Annotated in this window: 12 protein-coding genes; 5 read left to right on the forward strand and 7 right to left on the reverse strand. The window is 70.4% G+C overall.

Annotated elements, in window-relative coordinates:
* The first annotated feature begins 25 nt into the window (after positions 1–25).
* The gene (locus tag OG570_RS26800; RefSeq protein ID WP_326951996.1) at positions 26–571 is read left to right on the forward strand and encodes a DUF4352 domain-containing protein; all 546 of its coding nucleotides are present in this window, start codon (positions 26–28) and stop codon (positions 569–571) included.
* A gap of 44 nt (positions 572–615) precedes the next feature.
* Here the strand turns inward: OG570_RS26800 and OG570_RS26805 are convergent, their stop codons facing one another.
* The 5 genes from OG570_RS26805 to OG570_RS26825 all read right to left on the reverse strand — a co-directional run bounded on the left by OG570_RS26805 (position 616) and on the right by OG570_RS26825 (position 5,445).
* Positions 616–1,329 (reverse strand): ABC transporter ATP-binding protein, encoded by a 714-nt coding sequence (locus OG570_RS26805; RefSeq protein ID WP_247054225.1) that lies wholly within the window; start codon positions 1,327–1,329, stop codon positions 616–618.
* Positions 1,319–2,092 carry an ABC transporter ATP-binding protein gene (locus OG570_RS26810; protein WP_326951259.1) on the reverse strand — a complete coding sequence of 258 codons (774 nt, stop codon included), beginning with the start codon at positions 2,090–2,092 and terminating at the stop codon, positions 1,319–1,321. Before OG570_RS26810 ends, OG570_RS26805 begins: the two co-directional genes overlap by 11 nt.
* On the reverse strand, positions 2,089–3,216 hold the full coding sequence (locus tag OG570_RS26815) for a branched-chain amino acid ABC transporter permease (RefSeq protein WP_326951258.1): 1,128 nt from the start codon (positions 3,214–3,216) through the stop codon (positions 2,089–2,091). The genes OG570_RS26810 and OG570_RS26815 overlap by 4 nt, the downstream gene beginning before the upstream one ends.
* Entirely contained in the window at positions 3,213–4,175 is a 963-nt protein-coding gene (locus OG570_RS26820) for a branched-chain amino acid ABC transporter permease (protein ID WP_326951997.1), read from the reverse strand. Before OG570_RS26820 ends, OG570_RS26815 begins: the two co-directional genes overlap by 4 nt.
* A gap of 112 nt (positions 4,176–4,287) precedes the next feature.
* Entirely contained in the window at positions 4,288–5,445 is a 1,158-nt protein-coding gene (locus tag OG570_RS26825) for a branched-chain amino acid ABC transporter substrate-binding protein (RefSeq protein WP_326951256.1), read from the reverse strand.
* 541 nt (positions 5,446–5,986) lie between these two features.
* Here OG570_RS26825 and OG570_RS26830 point away from each other — a divergent pair.
* Positions 5,987–6,799 carry an alpha/beta hydrolase family protein gene (locus tag OG570_RS26830; protein ID WP_326951998.1) on the forward strand — a complete coding sequence of 271 codons (813 nt, stop codon included), beginning with the start codon at positions 5,987–5,989 and terminating at the stop codon, positions 6,797–6,799.
* Here OG570_RS26830 and OG570_RS26835 read toward each other — a convergent pair.
* Together OG570_RS26835 and OG570_RS26840 are read right to left on the reverse strand one after the other, a co-directional pair.
* Complete coding sequence (locus tag OG570_RS26835) at positions 6,765–7,736, reverse strand: LysR family transcriptional regulator (RefSeq protein WP_326951999.1); 972 nt, start codon at positions 7,734–7,736, stop codon at positions 6,765–6,767. The two genes, OG570_RS26830 and OG570_RS26835, sit on opposite strands and share 35 nt — an antisense overlap.
* 3 nt (positions 7,737–7,739) lie before the next feature.
* Positions 7,740–8,180: a PaaI family thioesterase gene (locus OG570_RS26840; RefSeq protein WP_326951253.1), complete on the reverse strand. Its 441-nt coding sequence runs from the start codon at positions 8,178–8,180 to the stop codon at positions 7,740–7,742.
* Between the two features lie 100 nt (positions 8,181–8,280).
* Between OG570_RS26840 and polA the strand changes: the two genes are divergently transcribed.
* The 3 genes from polA (at position 8,281) to OG570_RS26855 (ending at position 13,470) form a co-directional block, all read left to right on the forward strand.
* The gene (polA, locus tag OG570_RS26845; RefSeq protein WP_326952000.1) at positions 8,281–11,022 is read left to right on the forward strand and encodes a DNA polymerase I; all 2,742 of its coding nucleotides are present in this window, start codon (positions 8,281–8,283) and stop codon (positions 11,020–11,022) included.
* 192 nt (positions 11,023–11,214) lie between these two features.
* Positions 11,215–11,748: an EF-hand domain-containing protein gene (locus OG570_RS26850; RefSeq protein WP_326952001.1), complete on the forward strand. Its 534-nt coding sequence runs from the start codon at positions 11,215–11,217 to the stop codon at positions 11,746–11,748.
* Positions 11,749–11,862: 114 nt separating this feature from the next.
* Entirely contained in the window at positions 11,863–13,470 is a 1,608-nt protein-coding gene (locus OG570_RS26855; RefSeq protein ID WP_326952002.1) for a S1 family peptidase, read from the forward strand.
* Positions 13,471–13,522: the final 52 nt, after the last annotated feature.

The following is a 13,522-nucleotide window of genomic DNA, read 5'->3' on the forward strand; positions in this document are numbered from 1 at the left end:
GCGGCCGGCAGGCAGAATCACGTGAGTGAAACTCCGCCTGCCGGCCTTCGCCGTCCTGGGACTGGTGCTGGTGCTGGGACTGACGGCGGGCTGCACCGCCGCCGAACCGAGCGCCCCCGCGCCGACGACCTACGAGCTGCCGCCGCGTCAGGTGCGGCCCGACGAGACCGCGCTCAAAGTGCCGCCCGCGAAGAACGGCGACACCGAGTTCGACCTGATCGGCTTCGCCGCGGGGCTGCCCAGCATCACCGGCAGCCACACCGAGATGCCCGCCAAGGGCCAGTACGTGCGGCTGCGGCTCGTCGTGACCAACACCGGCACCTCGAGCGTCCTGTTCGACACGATGCGCCAGCTGCTCGTCGACGACCAGGGCACCACCCACCCGCCGGACGAGCAGGCCATGCTGATCAAGCGCCAGCCCGCCCAGTTCGACCTCGGGCACAGCGTGCGCGTCGAGTTCGACCTCTACTGGGACATCCCGAAGGACCGGAAGCCGGTGAGCGTCAGGGCCTTCGGCGGCCCCACCATCACCGACATGAAGAACGTCAACGGCACTGAGATCAAGCTATGAGAAAGGGCCCGGTCGCGAAGACCGGGCCCTTCTCGGAACAGCTGTCAGACGCCGAGGTCGCCACCGAGGTAGGCGGCCCGCACCTTCGGGTCGTTCAGCAGGTCGGCCCCGCGGGCGCTCTGGACCACACGGCCCGTCTCGAGCACGTACGCGCGGTCCGACAGCTTCAGCGCCTGCTGGGCGTTCTGCTCGACCAGCAGCACCGTGGTGCCGCGCTTGTTGATCTCGCGGATGATGTCGAAGATCTGCGCGATCAGCATCGGCGCCAGGCCCATCGACGGCTCGTCGAGCAGCAGCACCTTGGGCTTCGTCATCAGCGCGCGGCCGATGGCGATCATCTGCTGCTCGCCGCCCGACATCGTGCCGCCGAACTGCGTCTTGCGCTCGTTGAGCCGGGGGAACAGCTCGTAGACCTCGTCGAGGTCGCCCTGGAGCTCGTCCTTGCGGGTGTAGGCACCCATCAGGAGGTTCTCCTGCACCGTCATGCCGGGGAACACGCCCCGGCCTTCCGGCGACTGGCCGATCCCGAGCAGCACGCGCTTGTGCCCCGGGGTCTTCGAGATGTCCTGGCCGTTGAACACGATCCGGCCGCTGGTCAGCGGACGGAGGCCGGAGATCGTCTTGAGCGTCGTGGTCTTGCCGGCGCCGTTGGCGCCGATGAGGGAGACGATCTCACCCTCGTCGACCTGGATGCTCATGCCCTTGAGGGCGGCGATCTTCCCGTAGTGGACGTTGATGTCCTCGACCTCAAGAAGCATCTTCGGACACCCCCAGATACGCCTCGATCACCTTCTGGTTGTTCTGCACCTCGTGCGGCAGCCCTTCTGCGATCTTCTGGCCGAAGTCCAGCACGGCCAGCCGGTCGCTGATGTGCATGACCAGGCCCATGTCGTGCTCGATCAGCAGCACGGTGCGGCCGTCGTCGCGGATCTTGCGGATCAGCTCCTGCAGGGCGATCTTCTCCGCCGGGTTCATCCCCGCGGCCGGTTCGTCGAGCAGCAGCAGCTTCGGGTCGGTCGCGAGCGCCCGCGCGATCTCCAGCCGGCGCTGGTCGCCGTAGGAGAGGTTCTTCGCGACGTGGTGCTCGACCCGGCCGATGCCGACGAAGTCGAGCAGCTCACGCGCCCGGTCCCGGCCGTGCTTCTCTTCCTTGCGGTGCGTCGGCAGGCCGAGCACCGCGCCGATCGCGCCCGTCTTGTGGTGCGCGTCCGCGCCCACCATGACGTTCTCCAGCGCCGACATGTTGTGGAACAGCCGGATGTTCTGGAACGTCCGGGCGACGCCGCGCTTGGCGACCTTGAACCGCTTCATGCCGTCGATGCGATCGCCGTCGAAGCGGACCTCGCCCTCGGTCGGCGAGTAGACGCCGGTGACCACGTTGAACACCGTGGTCTTGCCGGCGCCGTTCGGGCCGATGAGGGCGAAGATCTCGCCCTCGTTGATGCTGATGTTGACCTCGCGCAGGGCGGTGACGCCGCCGAACCGCATGGTCACGTTGTCGAACTGGAGCAAGGGGCTCACTTGGTCACCTCCGCCGAGGCCTCGGAGTCGGGGCCGGCCACTTCGGCACCCATCGCGCCCATGCCGCCGGTTCCTTCCCGTAGTTCGGCCTTCCGCTGCCGGGACGGCAGGATGCCTTCCGGCCGCAGCGCCATCATCAGCACCAGCACGGCGCCGAAGACGAAGATGCGGTAGTCGGCGAAGTCCCGGAACCGCTCGGGCAGCCACGCGACGACGAACGCGCCGAGGATGACGCCCGGCAGGTTGCCCGCCCCGCCCAGCACGACCGCGGCCAGGATGGTCGCGGACAGGATGAACGGGAAGTTGTTCGGCTCGACGAAGACCGCCTTGCTCGCGTAGATCGTGCCGGCGAAGCCACCGATCATGGCGCCGATGGCGAAGGCGAGCAGCTTAAACTTGAACGTCGGCACGCCCATCAGCTCGGCCGCGTCCTCGTCCTCGCGGATCGCCGCCCACGCCCGCCCGACGCGGCTCTTGTTGAGCCGGATCGAGAAGACGACGACGAGCACGATCGCGAACAGCATCAGGTAGTAGTACGGCGCCGGGTCGAGGAAGAACTCCATGCCGAACAGCGGCTCCGGGTGCGGGACGTTCGTGATGCCGCGCGCGCCGCCGATGGCGTCGGTGTTGTTCGCGGTGATCCGGACGATCTCGCCGAAGCCCAGGGTGACGATGGCCAGGTAGTCACCCCGTAGCCGTAGTGTCGGGGCGCCGAGGATGACGCCGGACACCGAGGCCAGGAAGATGCCGAGCACCACCGTGGGCCAGAACGACCAGCCGTACTTCGTGCCGATCGCCGCCCACGTGTAGGCGCCGATCGCGAAGAACGCGACGTACCCGAGGTCCAGCATGCCGGCGTGGCCGACCACGATGTTGAGGCCGACCGCCAGCAGGATGTACGTCCCGATCGGGAAGATCAGGACAGTCGTCCAGTCCGAGTCCGGGGACATGAACGAGCCGATCCACGGCGCGGGCAGGATCAGCGCGAACACGATCACCAGCAGGTAGACGCCGTAGCGCTGCCACTGGGGCGCGTCGGCCCACCAGTCCCGGGTGCCGTCGATCGGGTGGAACCCCCGGCGGGCCGGCGATTCGTTTCCGTCTACCACTTCGTCGCCTTTCATACGCGTGCCCGCTGCAGCGATTCACCGAGAATGCCGGTGGGCCGGAACATGAGCACGAGCACCAGGATCACGAAAGCGGTGACGTCCTTCCAGGCCGAGCCCAGGAAGATGGAGCTCCAGTTCTCGACCAGGCCCAGCACGATCCCGCCCAGCAGGGCGCCGCGCAGGTTGCCGATACCGCCGAGCACGGCGGCGGTGAACGCCTTGATGCCGAGCAGGAACCCGATGCGGTAGTCGGTGTTCTCGTATTCCATGACGAACAGGGCGGCGGCGACGCCGGCCATGGCCCCGCCGAGCAGGAAGGTGATGCGGACGATCCGGTCGATGCTCACGCCCATCAGGACGGCGGCCTCGGGGTCCTGCGCGGTGGCGCGGATACCGCGGCCGATCCGGGTGCGGCGCACCAGCTGGTCGAGCACGACCATCACGATGACCGCGCCGATGATGACGAAGACGTGGTCGGTGCGCACGACGCCGTTGCCGATGCGGAACAGTTCCTCGTGCGGGATGAACCGGGGCGCGGACTGCTGCACGCGGCCGGACTTGCCGAAGACGTCCGGGATGACGATGAGCGCGAACAGCTCCTGCAGGAACAGCGACGCACCGATGGCCGAGATCAGGGCGGCGAGCCGGGTCGCGCCCTTCTTGCGCAGCGGCCGGTAGGCGACCTGCTCCAGCACGATCGCCGAACCGCCCGACACGAGCGCCGAGACGACGATGAGCAGGACCAGGATGCCGATCATCGAGAAGATCGTGAACGGCGCCGCCGGCGCGATCGTGATGAGGATGAACAGGGACGTCATCGTCCCGATCATGAAGATTTCGGAGTGCGCGAAGTTGATCAGCCGCAGCACGCCGTAGACCATCGTGTAGCCCAGGGCGATGAGCGCGTAGATGGAGCCGGCTACCAGGCCGCCGATGGTGCTGCCCAGAAACTGGCTCTGCAGATCTTGGAACATGACGTAGTTGCCTTACCTGACGGGGCGAGGATGGTCGCCACATTGGCGGAGAGCGGGGGTGCTGTGGCCGACCACAGCGCCCCCGCTCCCGTTAGGTGTTTCTACTGCTCCGTCAGCCGGTGATCTTGGCTTCGGTCGAGGCGCCGAGGTTCTTGATGACCCCGCCCACGACCTGGTACACGTAGATCGCGTTGGTCTGCGGCTCGCCGTTGTCCTTGAACTTGATCTGCTTCGACGCGCCCTTGAAGTCCTCGGTCTTCAGGAAGTCGTTGATCTTCTCGCCGGTGGTGTTGCCCGCCTTGACCGCGTTGATGATGGCGGTCGCGGCGTCGTAGCCCTCGGTCGCGTAGATCGCCGGGTCGACGTTGAACTTCGCCTTGTACTTGGTGGCGAAGTCGTTGCCCGGGGCACCCGCGTCGGGGATGTTGCAGGGGCAGCCGACGACGGCGCCTTCGGCGGCCGCGGCACCCGCGCCCGAGACCAGCTGCGGGTCGAGCGAACCGTCACCGGTGGCGAAGACGGCCTTCACGCCGCCGTCGCGGAGCTGCTTGAGCAGCCGGCCGGCCTGGGCGTAGTAACCGCCGTAGGTGATGACGTCCGGGTTGGCCGCCTTGACCTTCTGGACGGTCGAGGAGTAGTCCGACGCGTCCTTGGCGAACTTGTCGCGCTCGGTCGTGATGCCCTTGTCCTTGAAGGTCTTCTCGAACGCGTCGGCCAGGCCGACGCTGTACTCCTGGTCGTCCGAGAGGACGTACGCGTTCTTCGGCGACTTCGCCGTGATGAGGAAGTTCGCGATACCGGGGCCCTGGTCGTTGTCGTTCGCGACGACGCGGTGCCAGTACTTCCAGCCGTTCGCGGCGAGACCCGGGTTGGTCGCCGACGGCGACACGCTCGGGACCTTGCCCTGCTCGAGGACGCCGCCGACGGCCTTCGACTCACCGGAGAAGGCCGGGCCGATCAGCGCGGTGATCTTGTCCGTGCCGATCGCGGTCTGCACCAGCGAGGTGGCCTGCTCCGGCTTGCCCTGGCTGTCGTAGTTCTTCAGCTCGAGCTTCACCGAAGGATTCGTGGCGTTGTACTCGTCGATCGCGAGCTTGGCGCCGTTGTTGGGCGGGATCACGATCCCGGAGTTCTCCCCGGTCAGGTCGCCCATGAACCCGATCTTCAGCGTGCTGCCGTCACCGCTGCCCGACGAGCTGCTGCCGCCGGCACAGCCCGCCAGCGCAAGCGACGTCGCCGCCGCGAGGGCGAGGACCCGTCCAAAACGCACTCCTGACACCGACTACCTCCCATGACCAACCACCGCCGGTAGGCGTTGCCCCCGACACAGGGGCTAGGTTAGGGCAGGAAGATATCCCTCTCGCCCGTCATGTGCACAGGCGGCCTCACTACTCTGTGTCCACATCGTGACGATCGCAACCGACACGAATTGCACGAAAAGCCGAACAACGTTTCGCTTCAAGGTCGTGCTGGTCACGCAGAGAAGTCAACTATCCACGTCCACCGGACGAATGGATGACGGCCGTGTTTCCGCCGTATGTCGTCGCCCATTTCCCGGGCCGGTGCGTGGCCGGTTTCCCGGGCGAGATCCGCCGTGGCCCCGCGCGGGCCGGGCGCCGTCGCCGGGGTGCACCTTACGTCCGGTTCGCCCGGCCCGGCGCACCGCCCCCGCCGCAGGTCTGCCCGAAAGGCTTCCCGCCCGGGAACTCCTGTCACAACCACCGGTTGTCGTCGACGCCGGAAAGGCTGTTGGACCCACGCGGGCGTCCCGCGGTTCGCTGGGCGCAGACCAGCGGAACAAGGGAGAACAGATGCGGATCGCGGAGCTCGAAGTCGTCGAAGGGGTCGCGGCGGGGGTGCCGTTCGTGGCGTTGCCGCCGGCGGACCCGGCCGCGCCGGCGGCGCTGCTGGCCGGCTGGCACCTGATGGAGCCGCCCGCGAGCGAGCGCGCGCTGGCGGCGGCGCTGCCGATGGCGGGACTGCAGGCCTGGCGGGTGTACTTCGGGCTCCCGCTCACCGGCGCGCGGCTGCCCGAAGGCGGGCCTGCCGAGCTCTTCCGGCTGGCGAGCGAGGACGCCGTCCTCAACGTCTTCGAGCCGGTGACCGACCAGGCCGCGGGGGAGTTCCCGGCGGCGCTCGCCGCACTGCGCGACCGGCTGCCGGGCGCGGACGGCCCGCTGGGCGTCTTCGGCGGCTCGGCCGGCTCGCTGGTGGCGCTGGAGGTGCTCGCCCGGGGAGACGCCGACGTCGCCGCCGGCGCGATCGTGAGCCCGGTCGCCCAGCTGGCGCCGGTCATCGGGCGCAACGAGCGGCTCTACGACGTCAGCTACCCGTGGAGCGCGCGGTCCCACGCGGTCGCGGCGCACCACGACTACGTCAGGCGGGCCGCCGAGCTCTCGGCGCCGCTGCTGATCGTGGCCGGGTCGGCCGACGACATCGCGGTCCGCGAGCCCGCCGCGGCCCTGCGGGACCGGCTCGGCGACCGGGCCGAGCTGGTGACGATCGAGGGGATGGGGCACGAGTTCGCCGAAGCGCCGGGGCTCGACGCCGCGCCGCAGACCGCGGACGCGGCCCGGGTCGACGCCGCGTTCAGCGCGTGGTTCGGTCCGCGGTTGCGACGCTGAGGTCGCCTTCCGGCAGCCAGGCGCGGTCGGGGTCGTAGGCGCACCAGTCCTCTTCGCGGCCGGTGCGCCAGGCCAGCGTCAGCAGCCGCCGCAGCGCCGGGCGCGCCTTCCCGCGCCGCCAGACCAGCGACCACGGGAACAGCGGCGACGGCTCGAACGGCAGCACCTTCAGGTCGAGGTCGGGCGCCAGCTCCATGTCCGCCCCGGCGAGGGTGACGCGCCGCTTGCCGTAGCGCGTCTGCTCGAGGGTGTGCCGCAGGTCGTAGCTGACGCCGGAGTCGTCGATCGGCACGCCGAACGTGCCGCACAGCTCGGCCACGTACGACTGCCATTCGGCGGCCCCGCCGTGCCCCGGCAGCCAGATCCCGTCGGCGCGCAGCTCGTCGAGGGGCAGCACGTCCAGCACGGCCAGCGGGTGTTCCGGGGCGAGCAGCGCGACCAGCGGCTCCAGCCGGATCGGCCGGTGCTCCAGCTCGTCCGGCAGCGGCTTGCCGAACCCGGTGACCCGGCCGACCGCGACGTCCAGCTCCCCGGACAGCAGCGGTTCGACGGCGTGCGCGAACCCGCCGCCGGCGATCCGGTCGATCCGCAGCGCCGGGTCGCGCTCGGCGAGCCGGCGCAGCAGGAACATCGGGGCGAGCCGGAAGTCGACGACGTCCAGGCGCAGCGGCCGGTCGTCGGCGCCCATCGCGGCGACCGCGGCGTCGGCCACCCGCAGCAGCTCGAGCGCGTGCGGGAGGAACCGCTCGCCGTCGGCGGTCAGCTCGACCGACCGGTTGGTGCGCAGGAACAGCGGCACCGCCAGGGCGTCTTCGAGCTTCCGGATCCGCTTCGACAGCGCCTGCTGCGTGAGGAACAGCGCCTGCGCGGCGCGGCCGAAGTGCCGCAGCTCCGCGGTGACGGTGAACGCCCGCACCTGGGCGATGTCGAGGTCCACGGCTCAGGAGCCCGGCGGGCGGTCCCGGACGACGCAGGTGAGCCGGGCGGTGCAGGTGCGGCGGCCCTCGTCGTCGGTCAGGACGATCTCGGTGGTGATGGTGCCGCGGCCGACGTGCAGCGGCGTCGCCACCCCGGTGACCTTGCCCGAGCGGACGGCCCGGTGGTGGGTGCAGGACAGCTCGAGCCCCATCGCGGCGCGGCCGGGGCCGGCGTTCAGCGCGGCGACCGTGGAGCCCAGCGCCTCGGCGAGCACGGCGTTGGCGCCGCCGTGCAGCAGGCCGTACGGCTGGAGGTTGCCCTCGACCGGGATCGTGCCGACCACGCGCTCGGGCGTCACCTCGATGAGCTGCATCCCGACCTTGTCGTTCAGCTGCTGGTCGGCCGCCGCCGGGTCGATGCCCGCCAACCGGTCCACGTCGATGGGGGCGGGTCGTTCCGTCACTCAATGCTCCTGTTCCTATGCGACACGTAAGGGTCGTCGCCAACATGGCGATGATGCCTTGTTCCAAAGAGTGTCGTACCCCCAGCCTAGACTCGGGCACGTGAGCCCGAGTGAGAAGACGACCGTTGCCAACGCCACAGGAACCACTGCAGTCGCGGAGCGGCCGAAGCTGCTGCTGATCGACGGCCATTCGATGGCCTACCGCGCGTTCTTCGCGCTGCCCGCCGAGAACTTCAGGACCAAGACCGGGCAGGTCACGAACGCGGTCTTCGGGTTCACGTCGATGCTCATCAACCTCCTGCGCGACGAAGCGCCGACCCACCTCGCGGTGGCGTTCGACCTCTCGCGCAAGACGTTCCGGTCGGAGACCTTCGCCGACTACAAGGCGAACCGCAGCGCGACGCCGGACGAGTTCCGCGGCCAGGTCGACCTGGTCCGTGAGGTCCTGGACGTGCTCGGCATCCCTTCGCTGACGAAGGAGAACTACGAAGCCGACGACATCATCGCCACGCTCACGACGCAGGCCACGGCCGAGGACTTCGACGTCCTCATCTGTACCGGCGACCGCGACGCGCTGCAGCTGGTCACCGAGCACGTCACCGTGCTCTACCCGAAGCGCGGCGTCTCGGAGATGACCCGGTTCACCCCGGAGGCCGTCGAGGAGAAGTACGGGCTCACCCCGCGGCAGTACCCGGACTTCGCGGCGCTGCGCGGCGACCCCTCCGACAACCTGCCGAACATCCCCGGCGTCGGCGAGAAGACCGCGGCCAAGTGGATCAAGCAGTTCGGCTCGCTCGACGACCTGATCGACCGGGTGGACGAAGTAAAAGGCAAAGCGGGGGAGGCCCTCAGGGCGAACCTCAGCTCGGTGCAGCTGAACCGCCAGCTGACCGAGCTGATCCGCGACGTCGAGCTGGAGATCGGCCCGGGCGGGCTGGAGCTGCGCCCGTGGGACCGCGAGGCCGTGCACGCGCTGTTCGACGAGCTGGAGTTCCGCGTGCTGCGGGACCGGCTGTTCGCGACCCTGCAGAGCGCCGAACCCGAGGCCGACGAAGGGTTCGAGGTCTCGGGTGACGCGCTGGCCCCCGGCGCGCTGGCGGCCTGGCTCACCGCGCACGCGGGCCCGGCCGAGCCGGTGGCGCTGTCCTTCCGCACCATGGGCACCTCGGTCCGCTCCGACCTGCGCGCGGTCGCCTTCGCGACGGCCGACGGCGAAGGCGCCTACGTCGACGTCACGGCGATGGACCAGGCCGACGACGCGGCGCTCGCCGCCTGGTTCGCCGACCCGAAGATCCGCAAGACGGGCCACGACCTCAAGGTCGCGCTGCACGCGATCCACGCCCGCGGCTGGGCGCTCGCCGGGCTCGCGATGGACACCGCGCTGGCTGCGTACCTGGTGCGGCCGGGGCAGCGCACGTTCGACCTGGACGACCTCGCGCTGCGCTACCTGCACCGCGAGCTGCGCTCGGAGACCGACGGCGGCGACGGGCAGCTGTCGCTGCTCGACGGCGGCGCCGAAGGCTTGGAGCAGAAGGAGATCCAGGAGGAGCTCGTCAAGGCGCGGGCCGTCTTCGAGCTGGCCGGCGCGCTCGACAAGGAGCTCGACGAGATCGGCGGCGCGAAGCTGCTGGCCGAGCTGGAGCTGCCGCTGCTGGAGGTGATCACCGCGCTGGAGGTCGCCGGGGTCGCCGTCGACCTGGAGCAGCTGACCACGCTCGAGGCGCACTACCTGAGCCGCGTCACGCAGGCCGCCGAAGCCGCGTACGAGGTCATCGGCAAGCAGATCAACCTCGGTTCGCCGAAGCAGCTGCAGGTCGTGCTGTTCGACGAGCTCGGCATGCCGAAGACCAAGCGCACCAAGACCGGCTATACGACCGACGCCGAGGCGCTGCAGGGGCTGTTCGAGAAGACCGAGCACCCGTTCCTGCAGCACATGCTGGAGCACCGGGACGCGACGAAGCTGCGCACGACGGTCGAGGGGCTCATCAAGTCCGTCGCCGACGACGGCCGCATCCACACCACGCTGCTGCAGACGATCGCGGCCACCGGGCGGCTGTCGTCGACCGAACCGAACCTGCAGAACATCCCGGTCCGCACCGAGGAAGGCCGCCGCATCCGCGACGCGTTCGTCGTCGGCGCGGGGTACAGCGAGCTGATGACCGCGGACTACAGCCAGATCGAGATGCGGATCATGGCGCACCTCTCGCAGGACGCCGGCCTCATCGAGGCCTTCAACAGCGGCGAGGACCTGCACACGTTCGTCGCGTCGCGGGCGTTCTCGCTGCCGCCGGAGGAGATCACGCCGGAGCTGCGCTACCGCGTCAAGGCGATGTCGTACGGCCTCGCGTACGGGCTGTCGGCCTACGGGCTTTCGGCGCAGCTGCGGATCTCGACCGACGACGCCAAGTCCCAGATGGAGGCGTACTTCGACCGCTTCGGCGGCGTGCGCGACTACCTCCACTCGGTCGTCGGCATCGCGGCGAAGAACGGCTACACCGAGACGGTCTTCGGCCGCCGCCGCTACCTGCCGGACCTCAACAGCGACAACCGCCAGCGCCGCGAGATGGCCGAGCGGATGGCGCTCAACGCCCCGATCCAGGGCAGCGCGGCCGACATCATCAAGGTCGCGATGCTCAACGTCCACCGCGAGCTGGTCAAGGCGAAGCTCGAGAGCCGGATCCTGCTGCAGGTGCACGACGAGCTCGTGCTCGAGGTCGCCGAGGGCGAGCGCGAGGAGCTGGAGAAGCTCGTGCGCCACGGCATGGGTTCGGCCTACGAGCTCGCGGTGCCACTGGAGGTTTCGGTCGGCTACGGCCGGTCCTGGAACGACGCCGCGCACTGACGTTCCCCGGCGAACCCCGCACCGTCCGGTGCGGGGTTCGTCCACGTCCGGGTGACGTCGCCTACGCTGCGTCGCCGTTGGAATCACCGGGTCGTGGGGCGGGACTACTCGGCCGGACGGCGCCGCGCGCCGGTCCGCCGGACGAAGCTGGGTGGCCCGAACGGCCCACCGGGCCCGGCCGAAAGGACCACCATGGCCACCGATTTCCAGCGTCGCAAGATCTCCGGCGTCTTCGGCGCGATGGACGCCGACGCCGACGGCTACCTCACCGAGTCCGATTTCCGGGCGCTCACCACGAGATGGCTCGACCTGCGCGGCACCGACGACAGCACGGCCGAAGGGCAGAAGCTCGCCGCCATCATGATGGGCTGGTGGGGCACGCTGCTCGCGGCGTCGGACCGGGACCGCGACGGCAAGGTCACCCTCGACGAGGTCCTCGACGTCGTCGACGACCTGCCCAAGACACCCGCCGCGGTCACCGGCACCGCCGACGCGATGTTCGAAGCCGTCGACGAAAACGGCGACGGCGCCATCTCCGCGGCCGAGTACCGGCAGCTGATCGAAGCCTGGAACGGCACCGAAACCCCGACCGACGAGGTCTTCGCCCACCTCGACCTCGACGGTGACGGCCGGCTCTCCCGCGAGGAGTTCACCGGGCACTGGCTGGAGTTCTGGGCGGGCGACAACCCCGCCGCCCCGGGCAGCTGGGTTTTCGGCCGCGTGTGATCCGCTCACCGGGACGCCGCTGCGCCGAATGGCGGATGCCGTCCGGCGCAGGTGTTACTGCTGGGTAGCGGGTCCCGCGCCGACGCGAGCCGATCACGGCGTAGGGTCCGCCGAATGGGGTTCGAGCGTGAGCGACGACGCTGGCGGGTCCGGCTGCACGACGAACTCGGCCGGCTGTGCGGCGCGGGCACGGTACTCGACGAGTACCACGTCCTCACCAGCGCGCACGTCGTCGAGACCGCCGGCGGCGCGCGATCCGCGTTGAGCGTCGACTTCGTCGGCCTGGCCGAGGCGTTGCCCGGCACGGCCACCGTCGTCGAAGGGTGCTGGGTGCCCTCCGACGGCGGTGGCCGTGGCGACCTCGCCCTGCTGCGCCTCGAACGTCCCGAGTCCCGCGTGTTCCGCGCGCCGCTGCACCGGATGCCGCTCGGGGAGCACCAGCTCGTGCGCGCCTTCGGTTTCCCGCCCGGCTCGGTCGGCCGCTGGACCCACGCCCGCCTCGGCGGCGCCGAACACCCCGGCGGCCCGGGCGGCGAATGGATCCGGTTGCTGCGCACGGCCGAGGCCGAGTCGCTCGGCCCCGGGTTCGGCGGCACCGCGGTGCTCGACGAAGCGACCGGGCACGTCGTCGGCATGGTCGTCGGCAAGGACACCGGGACCTGGATGATCCCCGTCGAGACCATGCTCGGGCACCTGCCGCAGCTGAGCATCTGGACCTCCGGCGGCCCCGCCGTCGACGCCAGTTTTTCCCGCCCCGTCGGCGAAACCGTCGACGTCTCCTTCGTGCAGCGCGTCGTCGACTGGTTCGCCAAGGCCGAGCCCGGCACCGTCTGGGTCGTCGACACCGGCGAGGCCGGCTCGCCGGTCGCGGCGGCGCTGCGCTTCGGCATCGTGCTGGCCGACCGCGAACGCTCGCTCGGCGTCCCCGGGCTGCCGCCGGCGCTCGGCCAGATGCCCCCGGCCGGCAGCGTCGACCTCGCGGTGGACGCGACCGGCCGCACCGCCGACGCCGTCCGCCACCGCATCGAAGAACGGCTCATCGGCGGCGTCGCCGGCCGCACGCTCGTCGTCGACGCGATCGACGACTCCGCCGAACCGGACCGGCTCGTCGGCGAGGTGCTCGGCCCGCTCGCCGGCCGCGCGGCCGAGCTCGGCATCCGCCTGCTGCTGGGCTTCCGCGAGGAGTCCTCGCCCGGCGTGGCGGCGGTGCGGGCGAGCACGGAGCGGGCCCGCCCGGCGACCGACGACCTCGCCGGCCGCCTGGACGTCCTCACCCAGGCCGTCGAGGAGCTCGCCGAGATCGAGGCCTACCAGCTGCGGGTGGCGACGCGCTTCACCGGCGTCGCGATGCTGCCCGCGCGAGCCCACCGGCTGCGCGGCACGCTCAAGCAGCTCCGCTCGGCCGAGGTCGACGGCGACGCCGAGTGGGTCGAGCGCCACATCGACGGCCACGAGCACGCGGTCGCCCCGGCGGTCGAGGACGGTCGCCGCCAGCGCGCGGTTCTCGACGGCCTGGTCGCCCGCCGCGAGGAACTGCGCGCCCGCCTGGCCGGCGACAACGAACTGGCCCGCGAACACGGCGTCGCGACCGACCCGGAACTGGAGCAGGTCTACGTCCCGGCGAAGCGCCTGCTGATCGACGGCCCCTGCGAACTCACGGCGGCGGCCACCGCGGTCGACACGTACGCGGCCGCGGTCCGCGCCCGCATCGAAGACCGCTGACCGCCCGCTTTCCGCTCGGCGCAAGGAAAAGCCGTGAAGGCCTCCTTACCGG

Origin of the sequence: Amycolatopsis sp. NBC_01286, from assembly GCF_035982555.1 — a bacterium.
Taxonomy (GTDB): Bacteria; Actinomycetota; Actinomycetes; order Mycobacteriales; family Pseudonocardiaceae; genus Amycolatopsis.

Bases quoted from the DNA above. Each gene is read 5' to 3' on its own strand.
- OG570_RS26805 (WP_247054225.1), bottom strand. From the start codon at position 1,329: ATGCTTCTTGAGGTCGAGGACATCAACGTCCACTACGGGAAGATCGCC.
- OG570_RS26815 (WP_326951258.1), bottom strand. From the start codon at position 3,216: ATGAAAGGCGACGAAGTGGTAGACGGAAACGAATCGCCGGCCCGCCGG.
- OG570_RS26820 (WP_326951997.1), bottom strand. From the start codon at position 4,175: ATGTTCCAAGATCTGCAGAGCCAGTTTCTGGGCAGCACCATCGGCGGC.
- OG570_RS26830 (WP_326951998.1), top strand. From the start codon at position 5,987: ATGCGGATCGCGGAGCTCGAAGTCGTCGAAGGGGTCGCGGCGGGGGTG.
- OG570_RS26850 (WP_326952001.1), top strand. From the start codon at position 11,215: ATGGCCACCGATTTCCAGCGTCGCAAGATCTCCGGCGTCTTCGGCGCG.
- OG570_RS26855 (WP_326952002.1), top strand. From the start codon at position 11,863: ATGGGGTTCGAGCGTGAGCGACGACGCTGGCGGGTCCGGCTGCACGAC.